The sequence below is a fragment of the Erwinia rhapontici genome (assembly GCF_020683125.1).
In the GTDB taxonomy this organism is placed as follows: domain Bacteria; phylum Pseudomonadota; class Gammaproteobacteria; order Enterobacterales; family Enterobacteriaceae; genus Erwinia; species Erwinia rhapontici.
Map to the genome: position 1 here is coordinate 1,520,955 of NZ_CP085627.1, position 25,582 is coordinate 1,546,536.

Below are 25,582 nucleotides of genomic sequence, written 5' to 3' on the forward strand. Positions count from 1 at the left end.
CAAAGGGCCGATCTCAACGATCGGCCCTGACAGTCATCATGGCTGCGGTGATACGGGTCGATCGGAAAATATGATCGACCCCTACGGTAATCATCCCCGCAAGGCGGTGATGATTACTGGAACAGGCCCAGATTGTCTTTGGCATAGGCTTCGAAATCAGTGCAGCCGCCAATATGGGTTGAATCGAGGAAGATCTGCGGCACGGTTTCTACCGGTTTACCCACCGTCTTCTCTAAGTCAGCTTTAGTGATCCCTTCCGCGTGAATATCGATGTAGCGGAAATTGAAGTCTTCACGTTCTTCAGTCAGTTTTTCAGCCAGCTCGGTCGCGCGAACACAGTAAGGGCAGCCAGGGCGTCCAAAAATCACTGCAAACATAGGTTTCTCCTCAAAGGGTCAGAATTTTATGTGATTAACATCACATTTCATTGCTCAATGGCGCTTATGATGCCCGCATCCTCCGGTGAAAGGAAGAAGGAATTACCTGTTACTCTGATTCGCAGCACCTATGCACAAGGGCATAATCTACGCTTTAATACCCCCTTTCAGCAGGAATATCGTCATCAGCAGGAGAGCCGTTATGCGTGCCTTTAGTCAACTGCCCCGGGCGGTGTTAGTTCTCGAAGTATTCGGTATTTTGCTCTTGATCCTGTCTTACCTCACGTTACATGAAATGCTACCCTTGCCGTCGCCTTTTACCGGTAAGCTTGCAGCAACGCTGATGATCTTTGCCGGTATTGCCCTGATGCTGCCTGCCGCCACGGTGATGATGTGGCGGACAGCGAAGGTGATGGCACCCGAACTTTTTAACACGCGCCGTTCGCGTGATAAGCCCAAATCAGGAGATTCCCATGACGCCGACCATTGAACTACTGCGTTCACACCGTTCGATTCGCGCCTACAGCGACCAGGTTATCACCGCAGAGCAGCGTGCCGCGATTCTGGATGCTGCACAGTCGGCCTCCACCTCCAGCTTTTTACAGTGCTCCTCGATTATTCGTATTACGGATACTGAGACGCGCAATGCGCTGGTCGCTTTGAGCGGCGGCCAAAAATACGTTGCCGAGGCCGCCGAATTTTGGGTGTTTTGTGCCGATTTCAATCGTAACCAGCAGATCTGCCCGGACGCCGAATTAGGGCTGGCAGAACAGCTGCTATTGGGTTGTATCGATACGGCGTTGATGGCGCAGAATGCTCTGGTCGCTGCCGAATCGCTCGGTTTCGGCGGCTGCTTTATTGGTGGCATCCGTAACCATATTGCTGATGTGACGGAGCTGCTGGGCCTGCCGAAGTTTGTGCTGCCGCTGTTTGGCCTTTGCCTGGGCAGCCCGGAGCAGGACCCGGACCATAAACCGCGCATGCCTGCGGGGCTGTTGATGCATGAAAACCGCTATCAGCCGATCGATCCTGCGTTACTGGCGCAATATGACCGCGAACTGGTGGCCTATTACCAGTCACGCGACAGCAACCGTCGCTCGGAAAGCTGGAGCGAGCACATTCAGAAGACGCTGATCAAGGAGAGCCGTCCGTTTATTCTTGATTACCTGCATCAGCAGGGCTGGGCTACGCGCTAATCCTTTTGGCCCCGGAGGCTATTGGTGAAAATTGCTATTCTTTCCCGTGATGGTTCGCTTTACTCGTGTCAACGTCTGCTGGAGGCCGCGCGAGCGCGTGGTCACAGCATTGACGTCATCGACCCGCTCTCCTGCTATATGAATATCAATCCTGGTGCATCGGCTATCCATTACCGGGGTCGCCAGCTGTCACATTATGACGCGGTTATTCCACGCATTGGTTCGGCCACCACGTTTTACGGCACGGCGGTACTGCGCCAGTTTGAAATGTGTGGCAGCTACCCGCTGAATGAATCGCTGGCGATAGCCAGGGCGCGTGACAAGCTGCGCTCGCTGCAACTCCTGGCGCGAGCGGGGATTGCCATGCCGATCACCGGATTTGCCCATTCACCGGATGACACCCGCGATTTGATCGAGATGGTGGGCGGTGCGCCGTTGGTGGTCAAGCTGGTGGAAGGTACCCAGGGGATTGGAGTGGTGCTGGCAGAAACCCGCCAGGCTGCGGAAAGTGTGATTGATGCTTTTCGCGGTCTGAATGCTCATATTCTGGTACAGGAGTTTATCAAAGAGGCGCGCGGGCGTGACGTGCGTTGCCTGGTGATCGGTGGGAAAGTGGTGGGTGCGATCGAGCGTGAGGCAAAAGAAGGTGATTTTCGTTCTAACCTGCATCGCGGCGGCACTGCCCGGCGTGTGACGATCAGCGACAGCGAGCGAGAGATAGCGATTAAAGCGGCCACCACGCTGGGGCTTGATGTGGCCGGCGTCGATATTCTGCGTGCCAGCCGGGGACCGCTGGTGATGGAAGTTAACGCATCTCCTGGATTAGAAGGTATTGAGAAAACCACCGGCCTGGATATTGCGGCGATGATGATTGGCTGGATTGAAGAGCAGGCCCAGCCGGGTTTTTGTTTGAAAACCGGTGGTTAACCTCAAGAAGCGATCTTATTCAACAGAGGGGTGACGCTGTAAAAGGGTAATGCAGAGAGTACCGTGAATAAAATCATGCGGTCAGGTGTTTACGCTATGACGTCTAAAGAGAGGTTTACCCATGATGCGTTCTTGCTGCTTTCTGAGTTTTTTACTGCTGATCAGCCCGGTTCTGTATGCTGCGCCTGAAACCTATGTCATCTCGACGGACAAAACTGCCATCGGGCTGTCCTGGCGCGCGTTTGGCCACGCGTTTTCTCAGGCGCATTTAGAGGGGGTGACGGGAACGGTGATACTGGATCCCATGGCGGACTGGGACGATCATATTGAGGTGAAAATACCGGTCGCCACGCTGGTTGCGTCAAACATCCTCCTCACCAGTCAGATGAAAAGTGCCCTGTTTTTTGATGCGGTTCATTATCCCTGGATACGCTTTACCAGCAGCCGCGTGGTGGCACTGGAGCAGGGGCAGTTCAGAATTTTCGGTCTTTTATCCGTCAAAGATGTTCGTCGTCCGATCATCATGGAGGCGACGCTGGATAATCACGGTGTGTTATCGCCAGAGGCACAAACGCTGGCACTGCATGCATCCACCGCGATTTCGCGCAGTGCATTTCGGGTTGATCGCCTTGTCGGCATTGTTGACGATCGGGTGGCAATTGACCTGACGATTGCGGCGCACGCCACGCGGCCATAATATTCGTTGGTCTGAATGCTGCAGCGGCAGGGGGCGTTCTGTTGTTGCCTCAGGCGGCGTGGCCAGGAAGTGTCTCCCTGAGTTAATGCTTAAAACCAGCTGCTGGCGTCATATTTCTGTCGTAATCATGGTTTTTGGCGGCGTTTTTACGTAAGCTAGGGCGCAATTTTATTGCGGCATGAGACAAAGAATATGGATTCACTCGTCGTTCCGGATCTCGACGTATTGCGACGTTGGCTGGATCAGCAAAGCATCACCTGGTTTGAGTGTGATTCATGCCAGGCACTACATCTGCCGCATATGCAGAATTTTGATGGGGTGTTTGATGCCAAACTCGATTTGGTGGATAACGTCATTCTGTTTTCGGCTCTGGCTGAAGTTAAACCCACGGCCCTGATCCCGCTGCTGGGCGAATTGTCACAGATCAATGCCAGTTCGCTGACGGTGAAAGCGTTCCTTGATATTCAGGATGATAATCTGCCCAAACTGATTGTCTGCCAGTCGCTGAGTGTGACCGCCGGGCTGACCTACGGCCAGTTTGTCCATTTTATGAAGCAGAGCGAAGAACAAATTTCGATGATCGTCATGGAGGCTTTTGCCAATCATCTGCTGATGATCGGTGAAGATGACGATCGGACGCCTGTAAGCGGTGGCAATTCTGTGCTGCATTAAGCCGAAGGTTTCATTTCCTGGTTTCCTGCGGGCGGACATGGTTTCCGCCCGTTTTGATCTCATTCCGTGTTTCTGCCCAAAAACCTGCATCAACAGCTGTTTTTAGCGCCACTTCCTGTAAAACCATAACCACTTTTTATTCTGCATTTTGCCCTATATTGCCAGATATCTGTCGCTGTTTATGCCGTGAATGGCGTATCACATAGAGGAAACATGCATAAAAAATCGATAAAAGGCGTTTTTTACGCTAGGGGCTGGTCTGATCCTGATACTGGGGCTATTCTTGCGTGGCTGCATTACGCGTGCAACGTCCCCAGATATATAGGTTTTTAGTATTAACGGGCCGGTGAATAATGATTCATTCTTTAGCCTTAATTCTTCAAACTTTATCTATCAAGAAAGCAGGTGTTCACCGGTTCACCTGCCCGGCAAAATGTTTATCTCTGTTCATGAGGATGGAAAATGTTCAACCAACGTAAAAAATGGTTGTCAGGTGTGGTAGCGGGTACGCTGATGGCGATCTCTGCTGGCTCACTGGCCGCAGACAAGACGCTGCACGTTTATAACTGGTCTGATTATATTGCGCCGGGTACGGTGGCGGATTTTGAAAAGCAAACCGGTATCAAAGTGGTGTACGACGTATTCGACTCCAATGAAGTACTGGAAGGCAAACTGATGGCCGGTAGCACCGGTTATGACGTCGTTGTGCCGTCCTCCAGCTTCCTTGCGCGTCAGCTTCAGTCGGGTGTGTTCCAGCCGCTGGACAGAAGCAAACTGCCGAACTACAAAAATCTCGACCCTGATTTGATGAAAAAGCTCGAGCAGCACGATCCGGGCAACAAATATGCGATCCCTTATCTGTGGGCGACCACCGGGATTGGCTATAACGTTGAGAAAGTGAAAGCCGCTCTGGGTAAAGATGCCCCGGTCGACAGCTGGGATCTGGTCCTGAAGCCGGAAAATCTCGAAAAGCTGAAGAGCTGTGGCGTCTCCTTCCTCGATGCACCTGAGGAGATCTTCGCGACTGTGCTGAACTACATGGGCAAAGATCCGAACAGCAGCGATGCAAAAGATTATACGGCGGCGACCGATCTGCTGTTGAAACTGCGTCCGAGCATTCGCTATTTCCACTCTTCCCAGTACATCAACGATCTGGCAAACGGCAATACCTGCGTGGCGATTGGTTGGGCGGGTGATATTCTCCAGGCGAAAAACCGCGCTGTAGAAGCGAAGAACGGCGTGAATATCGCCTACAGCATTCCTAAGCAGGGCGCGCTGGCGTTCTTCGATATGCTGGCGATCCCGAAAGATGCGAAAAACGTCGATGAAGCCTATCAGTTTATTAACTATCTGATGGAACCGAAAGTGATGGCGCAGATTTCCAATACGGTGTTTTACGCCAGTGGTGTAAAGGCTTCCCTGCCGTTTGTTGATGCGGCTATTCGCGACAACCCGGGAATCTATCCAACCCCTGAAACCATGGCGAAACTGTTCACCCTGAAGGTGCAGGATCCGAAACTTGACCGTGTGCGTACGCGTGCATGGACTAAAGTTAAAAGTGGTAAGTAAGCCATAACCGTTTCACACTCGTTAAGCAGCAGAGGCGCGGTTACCGGCCTCTGTTTTGTTTTTTTTAGGGCAGGGCAGACGTCAACCCGCACAGCGGCCCCGCCTTTTAGCGCCGGAGTATAATGGTAGTGAATGACGCGATCCCCCGTCCTCAAAGCAAAGCAGGTAAGGCGCTGACGCCACTGCTGGAGATCCGCAATCTGACGAAATCTTTCGATGGTCAGCATGCGGTGGATGATGTGAACCTCACCATCTATAAAGGCGAGATTTTCGCTCTGTTAGGTGCCTCAGGCTGCGGTAAATCAACGCTGCTGCGTATGCTGGCCGGTTTTGAAGCGCCAACGCAGGGGCAAATCGTGCTGGATGGCCTCGATCTTTCCCATGTGCCACCGTATCAGCGACCCATTAATATGATGTTCCAGTCCTACGCCCTGTTCCCCCATATGACGGTGGAGCAGAATATCGCCTTTGGACTGAAACAGGACCGTCTTCCGAAAGCCGAGATTGCCGAGCGTGTGGCTGAGATGCTGACGCTGGTGCATATGCAGGAGTTTGCCAAACGTAAGCCTCATCAGCTCTCTGGCGGTCAGCGTCAGCGTGTCGCACTGGCTCGTAGCCTGGCAAAACGCCCTAAACTGCTGCTGCTGGATGAACCGATGGGCGCGCTGGATAAAAAATTGCGTGACCGCATGCAGCATGAAGTGGTGGATATCCTTGAACGCGTTGGGGCGACCTGCGTCATGGTGACCCACGACCAGGAAGAAGCCATGACCATGGCGGGCCGCATTGCGATTATGAATCGTGGCAAGTTTGTGCAGATCGGTGAGCCGGAAGAGATTTACGAGCACCCGACCACGCGTTTCAGTGCCGAATTTATCGGGTCAGTTAACCTGTTCGAAGGACTGCTGCGTGAGCGTCTGGAGGATGGGCTGATTATTGAGAGCCCGGGCCTGATCCATCCGCTGAAAGTAGCTTCTGACGTGTCGGTGGTTGATGGCGTTCCGGTGTCCGTGGCGCTGCGCCCGGAAAAAGTGATGTTATGCGATGAGATCCCGGCCGATGGCTGCAACTTTGCCGTGGGTGAAGTGGTGCATATTGCCTACCTGGGCGATCTGTCGATTTATCATGTCCGTCTGCATAGTGGGCAGATGATCAGTGCCCAGTTGCAGAATGCCTATCGCTTCCGTAAGGATACTCCGACCTGGGGTGACGAAGTGCGTCTTTGCTGGGATGCCGATAGCTGTGTGGTCTTAACGGTATAATCATGAGCCAATTTTCTGAACGCCCTCCCGAGCCGCCAAGCGGCCAGCAAACCGGCATTAAAGGCCTGTTGACGCGCCTGTCGATGGCGCACGGCCGTAAGCTGGTGATTGGACTGCCTTACCTCTGGCTGTCGCTGCTGTTTCTGCTGCCGTTTCTGATTGTTCTGAAGATCAGTTTTGCCGATATCGCCCGTTCAAGCCCGCCCTATACCGAGCTGTTAAGCTGGGCGGACGGCCAGTTGAACATGGCGCTGAACTTCGGCAACTACCTGATGCTGACTGAGGACCCGCTGTATATCGATGCCTACCTGCATTCATTGCAGGTGGCGGGGATTGCCACGCTGATCTGTTTAGCGATTGGTTATCCGCTGGCATGGGCGGTGGCACATGCTTCACCTTCTACGCGCAATATCCTGCTGTTGCTGGTGATCCTGCCGTCCTGGACCTCGTTCCTGGTGCGCGTTTATGCGTGGATGGGCATCCTCAATAATAACGGTATTCTGAATCGATTCCTGATGTGGACGGGGGTGATCGATCATCCGATCACCATTCTTTATACCGACCTGGCGGTGTATATCGGTATTGTTTACTGCTATCTGCCGTTTATGGTGCTGCCGATTTACACCGCGCTGACACGTATTGATTACTCGCTGGTGGAAGCCTCGCTCGATCTCGGCGCACGTCCGATAAGAACCTTCTTCAGTGTGATTGTGCCGCTGACCAAAGGCGGCATTATCGCCGGGTCGATGCTGGTGTTTATTCCGGCGGTAGGGGAGTACGTGATCCCGGAACTGCTGGGGGGCCCGGACAGCATTATGATCGGGCGCGTGGTGTGGATGGAGTTCTTTAACAACCGTGACTGGCCTGTCGCATCGGCCCTGGCGGTGATTATTCTGTTGATCCTGATCCTGCCGATTATCTTGTTCCATAAACATCAGAATAAAGAGGGGGATAAAGCGTGAGTCAGCTACCGGTTATTCGCTCAAAGTGGCGCACGGCTATCCTTGCCGTCTGTTTCTTCTTCCTGTACGCACCAATGCTGTTGCTGGTGATTTATTCGTTTAACTCATCGCAACTGGCGGCATGGGAGGGCTTCTCGCTGCGCTGGTATCAGGTACTGTTTAACGACGATGCCATGATCCGTGCGGTAACGCTTAGCCTGTCCCTTGCCGGGCTGTCGGCGACGGCAGCGGTGATCCTCGGGACTATCGCTGCGATGGTGATTGTGCGCTTCGGCCGCTTTAAAGGCTCCACTGGCTTTGCCTTTATCCTGACGGCACCGCTGGTCATGCCGGACGTGATCACCGGGCTTTCGCTGCTGCTGTTGTTTGTGGCCATGGCGAATGCGTTCGGCTGGCCTGCTGAGCGCGGGATGCTGACGATCTGGCTGGCCCACGTCACCTTCTGCACCGCCTATGTGGCGGTGGTGATTAACTCGCGTCTGCGTGAGCTGGATCGCTCGATTGAAGAGGCGGCGATGGATCTGGGGGCGACGCCACTGAAGGTGTTTTTTGTGATCACGGTTCCGATGATTGCGCCTGCCATTGTCACCGGCTGGCTGCTGGCATTTACCCTGTCGCTTGACGATCTGGTGATCTCCAACTTCGTCACCGGGCCAGGTGCTAATACGTTACCGATGCAGATATTTGCCACCGTGCGCCGTGGGATTAACCCCGAGATTAACGCGCTGGCAACCTTGATTCTGCTGGTGGTGGGGATTGTTGGCTTTATTGCCTGGCGTTTGATGGCCAGTAAAGAGAAGCAGCGCCTGAAAGACATTCAGAGGGCGCGCGCCGGGCATTAATCCGCGTTTAAGCAAGACCTGTCGTGGCTGACCTTCTGTTTCTTCCAGCCTGCGACGTTATGCCGCAATGAAAACGGGACGACCGGAAAAAGGTCGTCCCGTTATCTCTACGAGGTTCCTTGGCGATCAATCACCCAAGCACCTTCTTCACACAGGCTTTGAAAATCTTAATCCCCACCGGCAATGAATTCAGATCAAAATGCATATCCGGATGGTGCAATCCAGGAACTAACCCGGTGCCCAGGCCCCAGAAACCGGCCTTCACTGAAGGACGCTGCACCGGATAGTGGAAGAAATCTTCACTGCCCGGCGTGGAGCGCGGTTCAAGTAAAGCGTCCTGACCCAATACCTCGACAATCGCGCCGGAGATCAGCGCACTCATCTCATCATCAATTTCGGCTGCGGGCATGGCTTTCCGTACCTGCACTTCAGCCTGCGCGCCAAAGGCGGCAACGCTGTGCTCAATGGCACGCTGCACACGATGTTGCAGTTCGATCATATCCTCGTTCTTTGCGGCCCGAAGATCGAACACCACGCGTGCTTCATCCGGGATCGAGTTAGTCACGCCTGCATCGCAGAGGAAACGCGTGGCTTTAACGCTCCACACGCTGTTCGGTGCCATATGAATCGCATTTACTGCCTGCACTGCGCTAACGCCAGCATCCAGCGCATTGACGCCAAGGTGTGGGCGAGCGCCGTGCGCGGTCTGGCCGCGGATAATGGCTTCAACGGTCACACAGGCTGAGTAATACACGGCAGGGATCGCTGTGCCAACCGCGCACTCTTCCGCCGGACGGACGTGGAAACCGAGGATCATATCGACATCATCAATTGCCCCGCCGTCGATCATCGCCAGCGCGCCGGTTCCCAGTTCTTCAGCAGGCTGGAAAATCAGTTTCAGGCGACCTTTTTTAATCGCCTGCTCGGCGATCAGTTCCTGGGCGGCGGTGAGCACCACTGAAGAATGACCGTCGTGGCCGCAGGTATGGCGGGCGCAGGGAATGCCGTTGATGATATGCCCCAGCGCATCCATATCGGCACGCAGTGCCAGAGTCGGGCCTGGAACACCGCTGTCCAGCACAGCGACAATGCCGGTGGTGGCATTAAAATGATCCTGAACCTCATAACCGGCGGCTTTAAGCTGCTGGCTGATGTAGGCCGAGGTCTTAAACTCCTGGAAACCCAACTCCGGGATTTCGTGCAGGTAGTGGTAATGTTCTAACACTTTTGACACGTTATACACTCCATTCAGCTTCTGTTACGCAATGACTCGCATCACCAGCATCGCGATGACCGAGTTCATAATGCTGGTCAGCATTAACAGCGGCCAGTATTTTTTCGGCACGTCGGAAACACCGAGCAGGCGGCCCATATACTGTAACTGAGAACCCATTAAAAAGATCGCCGGGGCCAGAATAGTGATATCTCCCCCGGTCAGCACGCCTTTCGCCAGCAGGCTGATAGCAACGCCGGTTCCGGCAGAGGAGGAGAGCCAGGCGGTCAGCAGTACGGTAACCGCTTCACCGGGCAGGCCGAACAGCCCCATGACGGGCGCGAAAACGGTACCAATCAGTTTCATCACGCCGAGCAGGTTCAGCACTTCAGCAATGACATAAGCCATCACCACGTTCGGCATTAAATTATGAATGGCAATATGAAAGCCTTTACGTGCACCAATCACAAAGATATCGAAGGGATTATTAGAAACGCTAACCTGAGGGTTATTCTGCATGTTGGAAATCTCGCTTGTAAACGGTATTCAGCATCAGACGGACAAAAGCGCCGCCAACAAATTTCAGTACGAACATCAGCACCAGCGGGACCAGTACCGGTGTGGCCAGCGAAGCAAATAACGCCGACCCGATAGAGAAGTAGTTATTAATCAGCCCGGCGCCGGAATATTGCCAGGCCGCCATGATCACTACATCTTTTTTCGTCACCTGTTTGTTGTCGTACAGCTCTTTCGTTAATGCCGCACCTGCATCGGTGCTTTGTAAATCGGTAATTAAGGCCAGCCCTGTGCGTCCTGGAATACCTAACAGGGGACGTAACAGTGGCGTCAGCAATTTATGGGCCGCGCGAATGGCGCCGTAATGAGTGAAGATCTCCAGTAGCCCCAGCGCCAGCATCACGGTTGGCACCAGCGACAATGCAAACAGGAAGCCGGCTTTGGCACTGAGTCCGCCCGCACCGACAAAGGTATTATGGGCCGGATCTTTCATGGTGCCGAAACTGCCACCCAGTGTGGTGAAATCAAATGCACCCAGCCATGCCATGCCGTCGACGTTAAACAGCAGGCCGGAAAAAAACAGTATGGCTAATATTAATGCCAGCCATGCCCCTTTGCCGACTGACCACTTTTCACCCGACAGGGTTATTTTATCTTCAGACATCTGGTTCCTACTCCCCGGTATTCATCAAAGGTTATGCAAATAGCCCATAGCGGATTTTTCGTTCCATATAGTGGAATTATTGACCGACCTGGACTAAAAATAATGTGGTTGCTGCCGATAACGATCGAACCACCGGGTTCGGATTGCAGATATCGTGCCAGAATGCATTCATATCATTAATCTTACGGAATGAACTGAGGCAGGGCGGGTTAATTTCGCTATAAGATAAAAGTGAAAAACCGATTATTTATTTTCAACGATGAAATAAAAGACACTTTTTTTCTTTTCTCAGTGGGAATATTCTTGTGAGTGCAACCGTAAGACACCATGATGGATCAGTTGCACCATCACAGGGCGTGGCAGCAGCAGGAGGGAAGAAATGTCTGAAGTGATAAGAGAGAGCAAAACGCTGTTCAGCGGCGCGGCAAGCATTCCGGTGCCCGTATGGATTGCGGGTATCACCATTATTGCTACCCGCTGCCTCGGCGTATTGCTGCTCGCTAACGAGCTGGGGTTGATGGAGCTGATGAACTTTGTGCATCGCAGTGCACAGGCCTGGGATTCAACGCTGATCTTTATTGCCAGCCAGCTGATCTTCTTTATCGAGCTGCGCTGTGCCATTGCCCTGATGCGCGGGCACAGCTGGGGGCGCTGGGGTTTCCTGGCAGCTCAGGTGCTGGTGCTGATCTATATGTTTGTGGCGTCTATGGGCTGGGTCTATCCGGAGATTTTCAGCATTAATAGCGATAATGATAGTCAGGTCGTTCCCTCTCTCCTGGTACAAAAGCTTCCCGATATCCTGGTGTTGTTGCTGCTTTTTGTGCCGCAAAGTAGCCGACGGTTTTATCGTTAATCCTCCACTGCTATACTGTCCGACTGCATTTCGCTTCCCAGATCAGGCTTCCATCATGCATTGCGCGCTTTATGACGCCGGCCGTTGCCGTTCCTGCCAGTGGCTGGAGACACCTTACTCCCGGCAAGTTTCTCAAAAACAGTCACATTTACAGCAATTGTTGGCATGTTTTCCGGTTGGTCAGTGGTTGCCGCCTGCGCTCTCTCCGCTACAAAAATTCCGCAATAAAGCCAAAATGGTGGTCAGCGGCAGCGTCGAACGCCCTCTGCTGGGTATGTTGCATCGTGATGGTACGCCAGTCGATCTGAGCGACTGTCCGCTCTATCCTGACAGTTTTGCCAGCGTGTTTGCTGAACTACGCCCGTTTATTGCCCGTGCCGGGCTGACGCCCTATAACGTGGCACGCAGGCGAGGTGAACTGAAATATATCCTGTTGACCGAAAGCCGGCATAACGGGCAACTGATGCTACGTTTTGTTCTGCGCTCAACCACCAAACTGGCGCAGCTGCGCGCCGCACTGCCCGAGCTTCAGCGCGCATTGCCTCAATTGGCGGTGATTTCTGCCAATATTCAACCTGTGGCGATGGCGATTATGGAGGGGGAGGAAGAGATTCCATTAACGGATAATCAGGTCCTTGCCGAACAACTCAACGACGTGCCGCTGTCAGTACTGCCGAAAAGCTTTTTTCAGACCAATCCACGGGTGGCGGCCGAACTGTATGCCACTGCGCGAGTCTGGGTCAGAGAATTGCAGGTGAGTGCTATGTGGGATCTGTTCTGCGGTGTGGGTGGTTTTGGTCTGCATTGTGCGACGCCCGAGATGCAGTTGACGGGGATCGAGATCAGCCAGGAGGCGATTGCCTGTGCGCAGCGGTCTGCGGAACAGATGGGACTGAAACAAGTGAGCTTTGCAGCACTGGACTCCACCGCTTTTGCCACCGGAGAGGGCAGCGTGCCGGAGCTGGTGCTGGTCAATCCACCGCGCCGCGGAATTGGTGCCGGGCTTTGCGCGTATCTGGAAAAAATGGCACCGCCTTGGATACTCTATTCCAGCTGTAATGCCGAAACGATGGCCACCGATATCGGACGCCTGAAAGCCTATCGCATCATCAAAGTTCAGATCTTTGATATGTTTCCGCACACCGCGCATTACGAAGTGTTGACGCTGTTGCAGCGGGTGTAAAGCGGGTCGGGCATGCCCGACCCCTACGATGATACCACTATATGGGGCGTGGCATGCCGCGCCCTGATGCCTTACGATGACGTCAGAATGTGGGTAGGGGCGTGGCATGCCGCGCCCTGATGCCGAAAATTACTCGGGGAACCACTGCTTATTGAGTTTATCAATCGTTCCGTCAGCTTTCAGTGCAGCCAGCGCGGTGTCCAGCTTCTTCAGCAGCGCATCATTATCTTTACGTACCGCAATACCCAGACCCGTGCCGAAATAACTGCTGTCCGTAATATGCTCGCCGACGGCGCTGAGATTAGGGTTGGTCTTAAGCCAGGCGCCGACCACTGCGGTGTCACCCAAAATGCCATCCAGGCGATTATTTTTCAGGTCGAGGATCGCGTTCTGGTAGCTGTCATAGGCCACCGCCGTGATGTCCGGCTGCTTATCATGCAGGTACTTCTGGTGAGTGGTGCCGTTCTCAATACCTACACGTTTACCCTTCAGCTGATCCAGGCTGGTGAACTTGCCTTTCTGCGCAATAATAATCGCTGAGTTGGCGTAGTAAGGTTGAGTAAAGCTGACCTGTTTCTGGCGCTCTTCAGTGATATCCATACCGGAAATCACGGCATCGTAGCGGCGGAACTTCAGCGCAGGAACCAGACTGTCAAAGGGATTATTGGTGAAGCTGCACTCCGCCTGCATCTGTTTGCACAGTGCTTTCGCCAGATCGATATCGAAGCCGACAATCTGGTTATCGCTGTTCAGGGATTCAAAGGGAGGGTAGGTCGCGGAGGAGGCAAAACGAATCTTGTCTGCAGCCTGCGTTCCTAAGGCAACGCTGGCCAGCAAGGCTGCCAGAACGAGTTTTTTCATCTATTAATTCCTTTAGGTCTCATTGTCCTGACCAGTATCGACGACAGAAGCTGTTCGTTATCCGTTGATTAAAGAGCTACGAAGGCTTTTTTTTCATGAATGCCCGAGGCGCGGGTGCGGATCGGGCATCGGTAAGCATCAATTCCGCTGTTCGAACGCCAGTGCCCGGCGCTCAATCATGCGCATTATCAGGGTGAGTAATCCGTTTACGCACAGATAAATCACCCCGGCGGCGGCAAACACGCTGACATCGTAGGTGCGTCCGTAAAGCATTTGCCCGTGACCCATGACTTCCATCAGCGTAATGGTGTAGGCCAGCGAGGTACTTTTAAACACCAGCACCACCTCATTGGAGTATGAGGAGAGCGCACGTTTGAATGCATACGGCAGCAAAATTCGCAGTTGATCGCGGCGGTTCATGCCCAGCGCCGCACAGGACTGCCATTGCCCGGCAGGAATAGCACGCACCGCGCCGTGGAACAGCAGTGTGGTATAGGCCGCGCTGTTCAGTGACAGGGCCAGCAGCGCACACAACCAGGGTTGTGAAAGCAGGCTCCATAACCAGTGAATATTCTGGATCGCCGGGAACTGTCCTGGTCCGTAGTAGATCAGGAAGATCTGCACCAGCAGTGGGGTGCCGGTAAACAGGGTGATATAGGCGCGAGTCATCTGGTTCAGAACCGGGACTTTTAACGCCAGGATCACGGTAAACACCAGGGCCAGAATCAACGCCAGCAGCAGTGACGCTACGGTGAGCATCAGGCTGGTATTCAAACCTTTCAGCAGTTCAGGGAAATAACTCAACATCAGCAGTCTCCCCGCTCAAAGCGTGTGGTGCGCAGTTCAATGCGTTTCAGGACGAATTGGCTGAACAGGGTGATCAGCAGGTAAATCCCCGCCGCGATAACGTACCAGGTAAAAGGTTCCTGGGTGCGGGTCGCGATGCTTTTGGTCTGCAACATAATATCGTTAACGCTAATCAGGGAGACCAGCGCGGTATCTTTCAACAGCACTAACCACTGATTGCCGAGGCCGGGCAGCGCATGGCGCCACATCTGCGGCATAATCAGGCGGAAGAAGATAGCGGTCTTCTTCATTCCCAGCGCTTGTCCTGACTCCCACTGGCCTGACGGTACGGCTTTCAGCGCACCGCGCAGGGTTTGTGATGCATAAGAGGAGTAGAGGATAGCCAGCGCAATCACCCCGCAAAGAAACGGGCTGACGTCAAAATTCTCAATGGCGACCTGAACCGGGATTTGAACGAACCCCAGGTTAACGGTGAAGCCGTCCGACAGCGTCAGCAGCAGCTGTGAGGCACCGAAGTAGATAAACAGCACCACAAGGATTTCCGGCAGGCCGCGAAACAGCGTGACCAGTCCGGTTCCCAGCCAGGCGAGGGGACGCCAGCGCGCAGATTCCCAGACGGCGAAAATCATCGCCAGTATTAAACCGGCAATCAGTGCACAAACGGCCAGGCCGACGGTCATCCCGGCGGCGCTGGCGAGAGTATAAAGTTCGCTCATTAATTACTGCTGAAACCACTTGCTGTAGATAGTCTTATAGGTGCCGTTGGCTTTCACCTTGTCCAGCGCCGCGTCGAATTTGCTCTGAAGCTCGGTATTACCCTGACGCACGGCAATGCCGAGGCCGGTGCCGAAGTAGGCTTTATCCGTCACTTTCTCGCCCATTGGCGTAAGATTTGGGTTCTGTTTCAGCCATTCGTTGACCACCGCTGTATCACCAAATACCGCATCGATACGGCCATTTTTCAGGTCGAGGATCGCGTTCTGATAGCTGTCGTATGGCACAACGTTAATAGCAGGCAGCTTTTCGCTCAGGTATTTCTGGTGTGTGGTGCCGTTCTGCACACCCACGCGTTTGCCTTTCAGTGCATCTACGCTGCTGACTTTATCTTTCTGGATAATAAACAGCGCAGAGTTGTCGTAATAGGCTTTGGTGAACAGGACCTGTTTTTCACGCTCAGGCGTGATATCCATACCGGCCATCACTGCATCAAAACGACGGAATTTCAGACTGGGGATCAGGCTGTCGAACGCCTGGTTGGTGAAGGTACATTCGGCACCGATTTCGCGGCACAGCGCGTTGGCCAGATCGACATCAAACCCCTGGATCTTATTATCAGAATCCACGAATTCGAAAGGAGGGTAAGACGCCTCAGTAGCAAAACGAAGGGTTTGAGTGGCGCTGGCGCTCAGGCTGAAACCGGCTAACAGTGCGGCAATGACAATTTTTTTCATCGTTATGTCCTGCAATTAATGCGAAAGATAATGGGCAAACGCCTCGGTTTGCGGCTGTGTAAAGCGGCTGGCATCACCCTGTTCGACAATATAGCCATTTTCCATATACACCACGCGGCTGGCCGTTTTACGCGCCACTTCCACTTCATGGGTGACGATCACCTGGGTGATATTGGTCTGCGCCAGTTCACGAATGATGCTGACGATCTGGGCGGTGATTTCCGGGTCCAGTGCAGCGGTGGGTTCATCGAACAGCAGCACAGCCGGTTCCATCATCAGAGCACGAGCAATGGCTACGCGCTGCTGCTGGCCACCGGACAGGTGCAGAGGATAACGGTCGGCAAAGGTCGTCAGACGCAGGCGATCGAGCAGTTTCGCAGCACGTTCATGTGCCTGCGCTTTGCTTAAGCCCAGCACGCGGCAGGGGGCTTCGATCAGGTTCTGAACGACAGTCAGGTGAGGCCAGAGATTATACTGTTGGAACACCATACCGACGTTTTGACGCAGTTCGCGTATTGCCACGTCGCCAGGGGGTTTTGTGAAGTCAAAGCGATTGCCAGCGATTTCCAGCGTACCGGAACGCGGCATCTCCAGCAGGTTTAACACACGCAGGAGAGAGCTCTTCCCGGCACCGCTTGGCCCCAGCAATACCAGCGTCTCACCCTGAGGGCAAGCCAGCTGAATGTCAAAAAGCGCCTGGTGGGCACCGTAATAGCAGTTAATACCGTTTAGTTGAATACTCATGCGCAAAAAGTGAATAGCAATTGATGCCGCGAATCTTAACGTCGACAGCATAGTTATGCAATCATTGTGCGTTAAAATTTATTTATGCGGGCAGGGTGATTAAATAGTAGCACAAGATAGCGCGATGTTACGGTTTTCACTGAAATGTATCGGGGCCGTTATGCAATTATGTGCGCGGGATCGGATCAATGACGGGCGGTACATATCTGTTGTTTATTTTGTCAGCAAATGAATGAGATGTGCTGCCGCATCACGGAGCGGCAGCGGTGGGTTAGCAGATCAGATCGTCACCCAGACCATAGGTACATGCGTAGGGATCAGTCCATTGATTGCCTTTATGGAAAAAAGTGGCTGATTCGCCATTATCAAAAATAACAAATCCCAGTCCACTGGACTGTATCTGCCAGTCACCTTTTGAGCCGTCTTTAAATTTTATCGTACCAAATGAAATGCAGGGTGAGTGATATTCATGAAGTAAGTTTCCGTTTTCTTTCGACTCGGTCGCCTGATTAAAGAAGCGGATTATTTGATTTTTTGATGGTCTGAATACTTTACAAGCCTCAATTTCATTTTTATCTTCACGCCCCTCGTCATGTTTTCCAATTCCTTTTATTTCAACGTGACTTACCACCCTTCCCTGAGTCTGCATAGAAAAAGCGAGGAAGAGAAATAGAGCTACGTTGAGTTTTTTATTTGGTTTTACCATTTTGCTGTACTAGCCTCTGTAGCAGTTTTTCTACCAATTTCAGGGTGGCGGTATATCTCAGACATGGAAATATTTAACGTACTCACCCGCTTTACGAGTGGTTAGTATGACTTCTGAAATATGCTTATCGTTAAGGCAACACTGAAGAAGATTGGGGCTGGATTTGTCAATGTGGTGGTCGAAAAAGAGATCCTTGACGGTTGATTTCCCGCACCTCCGCCACTCCCTGTGCATATTGGCGGTCTGGCTGACAGACCATTCCCAACGGATGACATCAATTTCGCCTTTATGTAAATGATCCTGAGACTCACCCTCAATACCATTGAATTTAATGAAAGTATCATGAGCCATGTTGCGTCCTTTTTTTTGATGAAAATCATAAAGTCGATAGCTGTTCAATTAACACTATTGCGTTAGTTAATCGATTAATAAATTAAATATTCACAGCAAGTAAAGGTACGGCCAATCGCCGACAGATATAAATCGTAAATCCATGATTTTTATTTAGGGCAGGCGTGCGTGGTGTGAGTAAAGGGTATGACGGGAGTGAATCAGAATGGGTCAGTCAAACATCGTGCCGCCAGCCAGCGGCACGTATTCGTGACTTATTTTTGCAGCAGTTGGACGAGTGAGCCGCCGGAAAGATGCGGATTAGGGCCCAGATAGCGCACATCACTGACGGACCAGCAGGTGCCCTCACGAACCATCAGCACTTCATCCTGCCAGCTTGTATCACCCCGTTTCAGCGTGACGCGCAACGGGATGTTACGGGCATCGGTATTCGGGATAGTCGAAGCATCCGCCACGCTGGCGTCCGTAGCACCCTGGCTCTGACTTGAGAAGATATCTCCCGTCAGCAGTGCGGTTTTATTCGGTTTCGTCTGTGCGTTAATCAGAGACTGATAGAGCGCATCACTGAGTAGCGGGCGGTACTTTGCCAGCAGTTGAGCATCCGGCAATCCCGGTGAAGGTTGTTGTGTACGCAGATCGTAGAACTGCTGCGCTACGCTGTCCGGGCCGCCATCAGCACAGGGCCCCACCCGGGTACCAATGTCCTTATAGGCAGGTTCTACGGTAGTACAGGCACTCAGTAACAGCGCAAGGGGTACCACGGAAGCAAAGGGTAGGTATTTCATTCTGATTTCCTTATTGTTATCAGCGAGTGTGCTTTATCATTGATTATAGCCGCTGAGTATAGTTGCAAGAGCGAAGTGAACACTGAACAAGGAGAGCGACATGAAATTTTCCACAACGCCAACGCTGGAAGGCCAGCCCATTACTGAATATTGCGGTGTCGTCACCGGCGAGGCGATTCTTGGCGCCAACATTTTTAAAGACTTTTTTGCCGGCATCCGTGACATCGTCGGCGGCCGTTCCGGGGCGTATGAGAAAGAACTGCGTAAGGCGCGCCAGATAGCCTTTAGCGAGCTGGAAGCACAGGCGAAAGCGCTGGGGGCCGATGCCGTTGTCGGAATCGATATTGATTATGAAACCGTGGGCAAAGACAGCAGTATGCTGATGGTCAGTGTCAGTGGCACCGCAGTGAAACTGCATCACTGATGCGTCCGTTGTCTATCGTTCGCCCGCTGTTGCTGCTGCTGGCGGTCTTTCTGTATACCTCTATTACCCCGAAAGGGCTGCAACCGCATCAGGGATACACGGTGGATACCCGGCAGGAAGCTTACGGTGCGCGCCCGCGCGTCAAAGTACTGGTGATCCACTATACGGCCGGGGACTTCCCGCGTTCGCTGAATACGCTAACCGACCGTCGGGTAAGCGCTCACTATCTTTTACCGGCAACGCCACCGAAATATGATGGTCAGCCGCTGGTATGGCGACTGGTGCCGGAGGCGATGCTGGCGTGGCATGCCGGGGAGAGTTTCTGGCGCGGCGCAACCCGGCTGAATGATACCTCCATCGGTATTGAGCTGGAGAATCAGGGCTGGCACCGTGAGGGCGGCGTTGTGGTCTGGCAGCCGTTCCCACAGTCGCAGATGGATGCACTGTTGCCGCTGGTGCGTGACATTGTGCAGCGCTACGGTATTCAGCCACAGGACGTGGTGGCGCACAGTGATATTGCTCCGTTGCGTAAACAGGACCCTGGCCCGCTGTTTCCCTGGCAGTGGTTTGCCGGGCAGGGTATTGGTGCATGGCCTGATGCAGAAAGGGTGACATTCTGGCTGGCGGGTCGCCCACCGACACAGCGCGTGGATAAAACCCGCCTGCTGGATCTGTTAGCCCGTTATGGTTATGAGGTGACGCCGCAGATGAAACCGTATCAGCAGCAGGCGTTGATCGCCGCCTTTCAAATGCACTTTCGCCCGTCAGATTACAGCGGCGTGGCCGATGCTGAAACCGAAGCCATTGCCGCTGCGTTACTGGAGAAATACGGTTCTGACTAATTTACTGCGCGGCTAAAAATGCCTGCCACTGGCTGACCAGCTGTTGCAGTGCATCACGGTCGGCATCCAGGTGGGTTACCAGACGCGTCACGGGTCCGGGGCTGAGGAGAATACCGCGTTCGCGCATCCACGGCCCCAGCGTGGCAACCTGCGCTTCTGGCAGCCGCAGGAACACCATGTTGGTATCGTGACGGGTGACATCCACGCCGATGCCACGCAGTGCCTCTGCCAGCCAGGCGGCATTGTCGTGGTCATCTTTTAAGCGGGCGACGTTATGCTCCAGCGCATACAGCCCGGCGGCGGCCAGAATTCCCGCCTGACGCATGCCACCGCCTGTCATCTTCCGCCAGCGGCGAGCGCGATGAATAAATTCCTCACTGCCGCACAACAGCGATCCTACCGGCGTTCCCAGCCCTTTAGACAGGCAGATCGTCAGCGTATCGCAATAGCGTGCAAGTGCCTCCAGCGGCACGTCCAGCGCCACCGCCGCGTTGAAAATACGTGCACCATCGATATGCAGCGCCAGTTGACGTTCGCGGGTAAAATCCCATGCCTGTTGCAGATAGGCAATCGGCAGCACCTTGCCGTTATGGGTATTCTCCAGGCTTAACAGGCGAGTGATAGCGAAATGGACATCATCGGGTTTGATAAACTGCGCCACCACATCCAGCGGTAACGATCCGTCAGCGGCTGCAAGGATCGGCTGGGGCTGTATGCTGCCCAGCACCGCCGCGCCGCCTGCTTCGTATTTGTAGTTATGTGCCAGCTGACCGACGATATACTCTTCACCACGCTGACAGTGGCAAAGCAGGGCGACCAGATTCGCCTGGGTACCTGTGGGCAGGAACAGGGCGGCGGCCTTGCCGCTCAGGCGAGCAGCCTCTGATTCCAGTTGATTGACGGTGGGGTCATCACCATAAACATCATCGCCGGTTTCAGCCGACATCATGGCATTCAGCATCGCCTGGCTGGGGCGGGTCACGGTATCACTACGCAGGTCAATCACGCTCAACTCTCCTGTCAACAGTAAAACGGACGCCGCAGCGTCCGTGAAAAGGCCTTCACTCTTTTTTACCGCAGCCAGTTGGTTTTTGCCAGATCAACCACTTCGTCACCGCGACCATTAATAATTGCGCGCAGCATATACAGGCTGAAGCCTTTCGCCTGTTCGAGTTTGATTTGCGGCGGCATCGCCAGCTCCTCTTTGGCGGTGACCACGTCGATCAGTGCCGGGCCATCATGTGCCAGCGCCTGTTGTATGGCGTCGTCCAGTTGCGATGCCTGTTCAACCCGAATGCCTTTCACTCCGCAGGCGTTAGCAATCGCCGCGAAGTTGGGGTTTTCCAGGTCGGTGCCGTCGGTGAGATAGCCGCCAGACTTCATCTCCATTGCCACAAACCCCAATACGCTGTTGTTAAACACCACGATTTTGACCGGCAACTTTAGCTGTGCCAGTGAGAGGAAATCGCCCATCAACATGCTGAATCCTCCGTCACCACACAGCGCGATGGTTTGACGGCCAGGATCTATGGCCTGGGCACCAATGGCCTGCGGCATCGCATTGGCCATTGAACCGTGACTGAATGATCCAAGCAGGCGGCGTTTGCCGTTCATTTTCAGATAACGGGCTGCCCAGACGGTTGGGGTGCCGACATCACAGGTGAAGATCGCATCTTCGCTGGCGTAGCGACTGATCTGCTGTGCCAGATACTGCGGATGGATCGGTTGTTTATCGTTAGCGGTGGCCAGCGCATCCAGCTCTTTACGCGCTTTGGCGTAGTGCTCCAGCGCCTGATCGAGGAAGCCGCGTTCGGTTTTCACACTGAGCTGTGGCAGTAAGGCCGTGAGCGTGGCCTTGACATCACCGACCAGCGCCATATCCAGCGCACAGTGGCTGCCCAGACTGCCGGGATTGATATCGATCTGAATGATTTTCGCATTGGCCGGATAAAAAGCCCGGTAAGGGAACTGGCTACCGAGGATCAGCAGCGTGTCAGCATTCATCATTGCGTGGTAGCCGGAGGAGAAGCCGATTAATCCGGTCATACCCACGTCGTAGGGATTGTCGTATTCGATATGTTCTTTGCCGCGCAGGGCGTGCACCACCGGGGCTTTCAGGGTTTCAGCCAGTGCCAACACTTCGCTGTGCGCGCCTGCACAGCCGCTGCCGCACAGCAGGGTGATATTGCCGCCCTGATTGAGCGCAGCAGCCAGTTTCTCCAGCTCAGCGGCAACGGGCTGCACCTGCGGTAACTGCGGAGGATACCAGTCGGCACTGGCGGTTTCCGGGGCCAGCTGGAGAGCAATATCCCCCGGTACCACCACCACGGAAACGCCTTTATTGAGGATCGCTTTACGCATGGCAATCCCCAGCACCTGAGGGAGTTGCTCAGGGTTAGAGACCAGTTCGCAGTAGTGGCTGCATTCACGAAACAACTCTTGTGGATGGGTTTCCTGAAAGTAGTTGCTGCCGATTTCCGCTGACGGAATATGTGCGGCAATCGCTAATACCGGCACGTGGTTGCGGTGACAGTCGAACAGACCATTGATGAGATGCAGGTTACCGGGCCCACAGGATCCGGCACAGACCGCCAGTTCTCCAGTAAGGTGAGCTTCAGCGCCAGCGGCAAACGCCGCCACTTCTTCGTGACGCGTGGGCATCCAGCGAATGGTTCCCATACGATTAAGGCTGTCACTCAAGCCGTTCAGTGAGTCGCCCGTGACGCCCCAGATACGTTTTACGCCCGCACTTTCCAGTGTTTTTGCGACCAGGGCTGCAACAGTTTGCTTCATGCGTTCTCCTCAGTGATGGGGATGTCCTTTGACGGGAAGATAAAGTTCACGGTTACAAGCTTAGTTTAGGATGCGCCGGGCAGGTGATACCGTGTGAAACAAGCGGTTTCACACGGGAGTCAAACGTGAGATCAGGCGAGGACGATATCGCTTTCTGGATAGCAGCTGCATGCCAGTACGTAACCCTGGCTAATCTCGGTGTCACTAAGTGTCTGCTGGCTGCGGGTTTGGTAGTGGCCTTCCGTCACGCGGGTTTTACAGCAGCCGCACACGCCCGAGCGACAGGCAGCGGCAACGGGGAGTTTATGGTGTTCCATCGCGGCCAGCAGTGACCAGCCTGACGGAAAGGTGTCAGCCTGTAAGCGCATCGGGCTGCGCAGGGTAAACTGCGTCTCTTCTTTGGCGACATCGGCTACCGGGGTGAACTGTTCTGTGAAAATCGTCTTTGCCCCCAGTGCCTTCACATCATGTTGCAGGCTCGCCATATAGGCCTCGGGTCCGCAGATCATCACGGTACGCCGAACCATATCAGGCACCAGTGCGGCCAGGCGCATACGATCCAGGCGGCCGGATAGCATCGCTTCCGTGCCGCTATTTTCAGCGATAATCGTCAACGTTAACCACGGCTGCATGGCGCTGAGTTCATGGGCAAAAATGACATCCTGCGGTGAGCGAACGCTGTACAGTAGTTGCACATTGCAGGCCGGGCGCTGCGCATGTAGCCAGCGGCACATCGACATCATCGGTGTGATGCCGCAGCCTGCCGCCAGAAAGAGATAATGGCTGGCGGGATGGCGCTGACAGCTGAAATCTCCCTGAGGATCGGACAGCCAAATATCGTTTCCCGGGCGAACATCTCGCGTCAACCAGCCCGAGCCTTTGCCCTGTTCGATCTGCCGCACGGTGAGCGTGATAAACGGGCTTTGTCCTGGGGTGGATGACAGCGTATATGCACGCATTTCATCGCTGTTACCGATTTTCACCAGCGCGAACTGGCCCGCCTGCCAGCGATAGAAGTCATGGTTAATCAGCGCAAGCGTCCAGACATCGGGGGTTTCCTGCTGCACATGGTGAACCTGCATGCGCCAGGGGCATAGTATCGTTGAATTCATGAGTTACTCCACGTTGCCGAGGATGGTGGCCAGATCGTTTTCCACGCTGCTAACCGGGATCATACCGAACTCTTTTTGCAACAGTGCCAGCAGGTTATCGGTGAGGAATGCCGGGGAGGTTGGGCCGGTACGAATGTTTTTTACCCCCAGTGATAACAGCGTGAGCAGTACGACAATGGCTTTTTGTTCAAACCACGAAAGCAGCAGTGACAGCGGCAGGTCGTTGACGCCGCAGTTGAGTTTTTCTGCCAGTCTGACCGCCAGCATAATGGCCGCGTAGCTGTCGTTACACTGGCCCACGTCCAGCAGGCGTGGTAACCCTTCGATATGGCCAAACTCCAGTTTATTGAAGCGGTATTTCCCGCAGGCCAGCGTCAGCACCAGGCAGTCCTGTGGGATCGCCAGCGCCATATCCGTGTAATAGCTACGCTGGTCACGGCTGCCATCACAGCCACCCACCAGGAACACATGGCGCAGTTTCTGGCGGCTTACCAGGTCGATGATACTGTCACAGGCATCCAGCAGCACTTTACGCCCGAAGCCGACAGTGATCTCATGAGGAATTTCACTCCAGGGGAAGCCCGGCATACTCTCTGCCTGGTCGATGACGGCAGAGAAATCGTCACCTTCCAGGTGATTGACGCCAGGCCAGCCGACGATGCTGCGTGTCCAGATACGCTGCTGATAATCGCCTACCAGCGGGTCAATAATGCAGTTGGAGGTCATCACTATCGGGCCTGGGAAGCGGGCAAACTCCGTTTGCTGGTTCTGCCAGCCACTGCCGTAGTTACCCACCAGATGCGGGTATTTTTTGAGTTCCGGGTAGCCGTGGGCAGGTAACATCTCGCCGTGGGTGAAAACGTTAATGCCTCTTCCGGCGGTCTGCTCCAGCAGGAACTGGAGGTCTTTCAGGTCGTGACCAGAAATCAGGATCGCCTTGCCGGCCACCGGGCGGACATTGACGGTGACGGGCTGCGGATCGCCATAAACCGTCGTTTGCGCTTCATCCAGCATCCCCATAATGGTGAAGTTCATTTTGCCGATCTGCATGGCGCAGGCCACCAGATCGTTGGTGGCAGAAGGGTTTGTCCCCAGCCAGGCCATGATCTGATGATACTCAGCATAGATCGCGTTATCGAAGCGGTTATGGACGTGTGCATGCTCCATGTAGGCTGCCGCCCCTTTTAGTCCATAGAGACAGAGCAGACGCAACCCGAGGGTATCGGCATCCGCGCCACCCTCGTTCAGTGCAAACTGTGCGGCCTGCTGCTGCAACCCGGCGATTTCATGGCTTGCCAGGTTGAGCGCGGCGAGCGGGTGATCGAGAAGCAGGCTACCCCCTCTCTGCACGCAGCGCTGTTGCAGACGATCGCGCAGGGCGATCGCTTCAAACGCATAATCAACGATACGCGCGGAATCAAAGTTGACGTTAGTCAGCGTGGAGAAAAACGCGCGCGGGGCGAAATTATCCACTTCGTGATCGATAATTCCCAGACTGCGTGCCTGAAGTGCCCAGGCTGACAAGCCCTGAAGCACCGCCACCAGCAGATCCTGTAGATCGGACGTTTCCGCTGTTTTACCGCACATACCTTGCGCGTAAGCACAGCCGTCGCCGACCGGAGTACGCATTGTTTGCTCACATTGAATACAGAACATGGTCTCACCTTTTATAAGATGTATTTAATATACATCTTTATGTATGAGATTACGGCCCGGGATACAAGCAGCCGTAAAGATTAACCTGCCCTGGTTTGATCTGGCGCAATTCTGCAA

The 25,582-nt window shown here is 54.0% G+C and carries 29 protein-coding genes; 13 read left to right on the forward strand and 16 right to left on the reverse strand.

The window, feature by feature from the left end:
* Nucleotides 1-113 precede the first annotated feature (113 nt).
* Nucleotides 114-377 (reverse strand): GrxA family glutaredoxin, encoded by a 264-nt coding sequence (locus LJN55_RS07235; protein WP_200640794.1) that lies wholly within the window; start codon nt 375-377, stop codon nt 114-116.
* 202 nt (nt 378-579) lie between these two features.
* Here LJN55_RS07235 and LJN55_RS07240 point away from each other — a divergent pair, with 202 nt between their 5' ends.
* From LJN55_RS07240 to potI, 9 genes are all read left to right on the forward strand, one after another.
* Nucleotides 580-867 (forward strand): YbjC family protein, encoded by a 288-nt coding sequence (locus tag LJN55_RS07240; protein WP_133841085.1) that lies wholly within the window; start codon nt 580-582, stop codon nt 865-867.
* Nucleotides 851-1,573 (forward strand): oxygen-insensitive NADPH nitroreductase, encoded by a 723-nt coding sequence (gene nfsA, locus LJN55_RS07245; protein WP_227535939.1) that lies wholly within the window; start codon nt 851-853, stop codon nt 1,571-1,573. Before LJN55_RS07240 ends, nfsA begins: the two co-directional genes overlap by 17 nt.
* Before the next feature lie 24 nt (nt 1,574-1,597).
* A complete protein-coding gene (gene rimK, locus LJN55_RS07250) occupies nt 1,598-2,500 on the forward strand; it encodes a 30S ribosomal protein S6--L-glutamate ligase (RefSeq protein WP_227535940.1) in 903 nt (300 codons plus the stop codon).
* A gap of 121 nt (nt 2,501-2,621) precedes the next feature.
* Nucleotides 2,622-3,197 (forward strand): YceI family protein, encoded by a 576-nt coding sequence (locus LJN55_RS07255; protein ID WP_227535941.1) that lies wholly within the window; start codon nt 2,622-2,624, stop codon nt 3,195-3,197.
* Nucleotides 3,198-3,389: 192 nt separating this feature from the next.
* Nucleotides 3,390-3,869 (forward strand): YbjN domain-containing protein, encoded by a 480-nt coding sequence (locus LJN55_RS07260; RefSeq protein WP_227535942.1) that lies wholly within the window; start codon nt 3,390-3,392, stop codon nt 3,867-3,869.
* Nucleotides 3,870-4,331: 462 nt separating this feature from the next.
* Entirely contained in the window at nt 4,332-5,438 is a 1,107-nt protein-coding gene (potF, locus tag LJN55_RS07265) for a spermidine/putrescine ABC transporter substrate-binding protein PotF (protein ID WP_133841080.1), read from the forward strand.
* A 128-nt stretch (nt 5,439-5,566) separates the two neighbouring features.
* On the forward strand, nt 5,567-6,700 hold the full coding sequence (potG, locus tag LJN55_RS07270) for a putrescine ABC transporter ATP-binding subunit PotG (protein ID WP_159338129.1): 1,134 nt from the start codon (nt 5,567-5,569) through the stop codon (nt 6,698-6,700).
* Nucleotides 6,701-6,702: 2 nt separating this feature from the next.
* Complete coding sequence (potH, locus tag LJN55_RS07275) at nt 6,703-7,662, forward strand: putrescine ABC transporter permease PotH (RefSeq protein ID WP_227535943.1); 960 nt, start codon at nt 6,703-6,705, stop codon at nt 7,660-7,662.
* Nucleotides 7,659-8,504, forward strand: coding sequence for a putrescine ABC transporter permease PotI (gene potI, locus LJN55_RS07280; protein ID WP_133841077.1), 846 nt, complete (start codon nt 7,659-7,661; stop codon nt 8,502-8,504). Before potH ends, potI begins: the two co-directional genes overlap by 4 nt.
* A gap of 130 nt (nt 8,505-8,634) precedes the next feature.
* Here potI and LJN55_RS07285 read toward each other — a convergent pair whose 3' ends face one another.
* From LJN55_RS07285 to LJN55_RS07295, 3 genes are read right to left on the reverse strand one after another with little or no spacing between them, the layout of a single operon-like run.
* Nucleotides 8,635-9,738: an amidohydrolase gene (locus LJN55_RS07285; protein WP_227535944.1), complete on the reverse strand. Its 1,104-nt coding sequence runs from the start codon at nt 9,736-9,738 to the stop codon at nt 8,635-8,637.
* A 24-nt stretch (nt 9,739-9,762) separates the two neighbouring features.
* Complete coding sequence (locus tag LJN55_RS07290) at nt 9,763-10,236, reverse strand: YjiG family protein (RefSeq protein ID WP_133841075.1); 474 nt, start codon at nt 10,234-10,236, stop codon at nt 9,763-9,765.
* The gene (locus LJN55_RS07295; RefSeq protein WP_133841074.1) at nt 10,226-10,897 is read right to left on the reverse strand and encodes a nucleoside recognition domain-containing protein; all 672 of its coding nucleotides are present in this window, start codon (nt 10,895-10,897) and stop codon (nt 10,226-10,228) included. The genes LJN55_RS07290 and LJN55_RS07295 overlap by 11 nt, the downstream gene beginning before the upstream one ends.
* A gap of 379 nt (nt 10,898-11,276) precedes the next feature.
* On the opposite strand from LJN55_RS07295, the gene LJN55_RS07300 reads away from it, so the two are divergent.
* The gene (locus LJN55_RS07300) at nt 11,277-11,750 is read left to right on the forward strand and encodes a YbjO family protein (RefSeq protein WP_227535945.1); all 474 of its coding nucleotides are present in this window, start codon (nt 11,277-11,279) and stop codon (nt 11,748-11,750) included.
* Between the two features lie 55 nt (nt 11,751-11,805).
* The gene (gene rlmC, locus LJN55_RS07305; protein WP_133841072.1) at nt 11,806-12,933 is read left to right on the forward strand and encodes a 23S rRNA (uracil(747)-C(5))-methyltransferase RlmC; all 1,128 of its coding nucleotides are present in this window, start codon (nt 11,806-11,808) and stop codon (nt 12,931-12,933) included.
* Between the two features lie 129 nt (nt 12,934-13,062).
* Here rlmC and LJN55_RS07310 read toward each other — a convergent pair whose 3' ends face one another.
* From LJN55_RS07310 to LJN55_RS07345, 8 genes are all read right to left on the reverse strand, one after another.
* Nucleotides 13,063-13,794, reverse strand: coding sequence for an arginine ABC transporter substrate-binding protein (locus tag LJN55_RS07310; protein ID WP_133841071.1), 732 nt, complete (start codon nt 13,792-13,794; stop codon nt 13,063-13,065).
* A gap of 138 nt (nt 13,795-13,932) precedes the next feature.
* Complete coding sequence (gene artM / locus LJN55_RS07315; RefSeq protein WP_133841070.1) at nt 13,933-14,601, reverse strand: arginine ABC transporter permease ArtM; 669 nt, start codon at nt 14,599-14,601, stop codon at nt 13,933-13,935.
* The gene (gene artQ / locus LJN55_RS07320) at nt 14,601-15,317 is read right to left on the reverse strand and encodes an arginine ABC transporter permease ArtQ (RefSeq protein ID WP_133841069.1); all 717 of its coding nucleotides are present in this window, start codon (nt 15,315-15,317) and stop codon (nt 14,601-14,603) included. Before artQ ends, artM begins: the two co-directional genes overlap by 1 nt.
* Before the next feature lie 3 nt (nt 15,318-15,320).
* On the reverse strand, nt 15,321-16,052 hold the full coding sequence (artJ, locus tag LJN55_RS07325; protein ID WP_159338115.1) for an arginine ABC transporter substrate-binding protein: 732 nt from the start codon (nt 16,050-16,052) through the stop codon (nt 15,321-15,323).
* 15 nt (nt 16,053-16,067) lie between these two features.
* Nucleotides 16,068-16,796: an arginine ABC transporter ATP-binding protein ArtP gene (artP, locus tag LJN55_RS07330; protein WP_133841067.1), complete on the reverse strand. Its 729-nt coding sequence runs from the start codon at nt 16,794-16,796 to the stop codon at nt 16,068-16,070.
* A gap of 271 nt (nt 16,797-17,067) precedes the next feature.
* Complete coding sequence (locus LJN55_RS07335) at nt 17,068-17,502, reverse strand: hypothetical protein (RefSeq protein WP_227535946.1); 435 nt, start codon at nt 17,500-17,502, stop codon at nt 17,068-17,070.
* Between the two features lie 57 nt (nt 17,503-17,559).
* Nucleotides 17,560-17,853, reverse strand: a complete 294-nt coding sequence (locus LJN55_RS07340; protein ID WP_227535947.1) for a type VI secretion system tube protein Hcp — start codon at nt 17,851-17,853, stop codon at nt 17,560-17,562.
* Between the two features lie 254 nt (nt 17,854-18,107).
* Nucleotides 18,108-18,638: a lipoprotein gene (locus LJN55_RS07345; RefSeq protein ID WP_159338118.1), complete on the reverse strand. Its 531-nt coding sequence runs from the start codon at nt 18,636-18,638 to the stop codon at nt 18,108-18,110.
* A gap of 100 nt (nt 18,639-18,738) precedes the next feature.
* Between LJN55_RS07345 and LJN55_RS07350 the strand changes: the two genes are divergently transcribed.
* The gene (locus tag LJN55_RS07350; protein WP_159338119.1) at nt 18,739-19,062 is read left to right on the forward strand and encodes a heavy metal-binding domain-containing protein; all 324 of its coding nucleotides are present in this window, start codon (nt 18,739-18,741) and stop codon (nt 19,060-19,062) included.
* A complete protein-coding gene (locus tag LJN55_RS07355; RefSeq protein ID WP_159338120.1) occupies nt 19,062-19,904 on the forward strand; it encodes an N-acetylmuramoyl-L-alanine amidase in 843 nt (280 codons plus the stop codon). The genes LJN55_RS07350 and LJN55_RS07355 overlap by 1 nt, the downstream gene beginning before the upstream one ends.
* 1 nt (nt 19,905) lies before the next feature.
* Here the strand turns inward: LJN55_RS07355 and ltaE are convergent, their stop codons facing one another.
* From ltaE to hcp, 4 genes are all read right to left on the reverse strand, one after another.
* Nucleotides 19,906-20,910: a low-specificity L-threonine aldolase gene (gene ltaE, locus LJN55_RS07360; protein WP_159338121.1), complete on the reverse strand. Its 1,005-nt coding sequence runs from the start codon at nt 20,908-20,910 to the stop codon at nt 19,906-19,908.
* Between the two features lie 65 nt (nt 20,911-20,975).
* Entirely contained in the window at nt 20,976-22,697 is a 1,722-nt protein-coding gene (gene poxB / locus LJN55_RS07365) for a ubiquinone-dependent pyruvate dehydrogenase (protein ID WP_133841061.1), read from the reverse strand.
* Nucleotides 22,698-22,828: 131 nt separating this feature from the next.
* Nucleotides 22,829-23,809, reverse strand: a complete 981-nt coding sequence (gene hcr, locus LJN55_RS07370; protein ID WP_133841060.1) for an NADH oxidoreductase — start codon at nt 23,807-23,809, stop codon at nt 22,829-22,831.
* Nucleotides 23,810-23,812: 3 nt separating this feature from the next.
* Complete coding sequence (hcp, locus tag LJN55_RS07375) at nt 23,813-25,465, reverse strand: hydroxylamine reductase (protein WP_133841059.1); 1,653 nt, start codon at nt 25,463-25,465, stop codon at nt 23,813-23,815.
* Nucleotides 25,466-25,582: the final 117 nt, after the last annotated feature.

Coding starts and splice junctions, on each gene's coding strand:
- potH (WP_227535943.1), top strand. CDS start 6,703: ATGAGCCAATTTTCTGAACGCCCTCCCGAGCCGCCAAGCGGCCAGCAA.
- LJN55_RS07335 (WP_227535946.1), bottom strand. CDS start 17,502: ATGGTAAAACCAAATAAAAAACTCAACGTAGCTCTATTTCTCTTCCTC.
- artP (WP_133841067.1), bottom strand. CDS start 16,796: ATGAGTATTCAACTAAACGGTATTAACTGCTATTACGGTGCCCACCAG.
- hcr (WP_133841060.1), bottom strand. CDS start 23,809: ATGAATTCAACGATACTATGCCCCTGGCGCATGCAGGTTCACCATGTG.
- artQ (WP_133841069.1), bottom strand. CDS start 15,317: ATGAGCGAACTTTATACTCTCGCCAGCGCCGCCGGGATGACCGTCGGC.
- poxB (WP_133841061.1), bottom strand. CDS start 22,697: ATGAAGCAAACTGTTGCAGCCCTGGTCGCAAAAACACTGGAAAGTGCG.
- hcp (WP_133841059.1), bottom strand. CDS start 25,465: ATGTTCTGTATTCAATGTGAGCAAACAATGCGTACTCCGGTCGGCGAC.
- artJ (WP_159338115.1), bottom strand. CDS start 16,052: ATGAAAAAAATTGTCATTGCCGCACTGTTAGCCGGTTTCAGCCTGAGC.
- LJN55_RS07345 (WP_159338118.1), bottom strand. CDS start 18,638: ATGAAATACCTACCCTTTGCTTCCGTGGTACCCCTTGCGCTGTTACTG.
- LJN55_RS07310 (WP_133841071.1), bottom strand. CDS start 13,794: ATGAAAAAACTCGTTCTGGCAGCCTTGCTGGCCAGCGTTGCCTTAGGA.
- LJN55_RS07290 (WP_133841075.1), bottom strand. CDS start 10,236: ATGCAGAATAACCCTCAGGTTAGCGTTTCTAATAATCCCTTCGATATC.
- LJN55_RS07355 (WP_159338120.1), top strand. CDS start 19,062: ATGCGTCCGTTGTCTATCGTTCGCCCGCTGTTGCTGCTGCTGGCGGTC.
- rlmC (WP_133841072.1), top strand. CDS start 11,806: ATGCATTGCGCGCTTTATGACGCCGGCCGTTGCCGTTCCTGCCAGTGG.
- artM (WP_133841070.1), bottom strand. CDS start 14,601: ATGTTGAGTTATTTCCCTGAACTGCTGAAAGGTTTGAATACCAGCCTG.
- LJN55_RS07350 (WP_159338119.1), top strand. CDS start 18,739: ATGAAATTTTCCACAACGCCAACGCTGGAAGGCCAGCCCATTACTGAA.
- nfsA (WP_227535939.1), top strand. CDS start 851: ATGACGCCGACCATTGAACTACTGCGTTCACACCGTTCGATTCGCGCC.
- LJN55_RS07260 (WP_227535942.1), top strand. CDS start 3,390: ATGGATTCACTCGTCGTTCCGGATCTCGACGTATTGCGACGTTGGCTG.
- LJN55_RS07235 (WP_200640794.1), bottom strand. CDS start 377: ATGTTTGCAGTGATTTTTGGACGCCCTGGCTGCCCTTACTGTGTTCGC.
- LJN55_RS07340 (WP_227535947.1), bottom strand. CDS start 17,853: ATGGCTCATGATACTTTCATTAAATTCAATGGTATTGAGGGTGAGTCT.
- LJN55_RS07300 (WP_227535945.1), top strand. CDS start 11,277: ATGTCTGAAGTGATAAGAGAGAGCAAAACGCTGTTCAGCGGCGCGGCA.
- potF (WP_133841080.1), top strand. CDS start 4,332: ATGTTCAACCAACGTAAAAAATGGTTGTCAGGTGTGGTAGCGGGTACG.
- LJN55_RS07240 (WP_133841085.1), top strand. CDS start 580: ATGCGTGCCTTTAGTCAACTGCCCCGGGCGGTGTTAGTTCTCGAAGTA.
- LJN55_RS07255 (WP_227535941.1), top strand. CDS start 2,622: ATGATGCGTTCTTGCTGCTTTCTGAGTTTTTTACTGCTGATCAGCCCG.
- LJN55_RS07295 (WP_133841074.1), bottom strand. CDS start 10,897: ATGTCTGAAGATAAAATAACCCTGTCGGGTGAAAAGTGGTCAGTCGGC.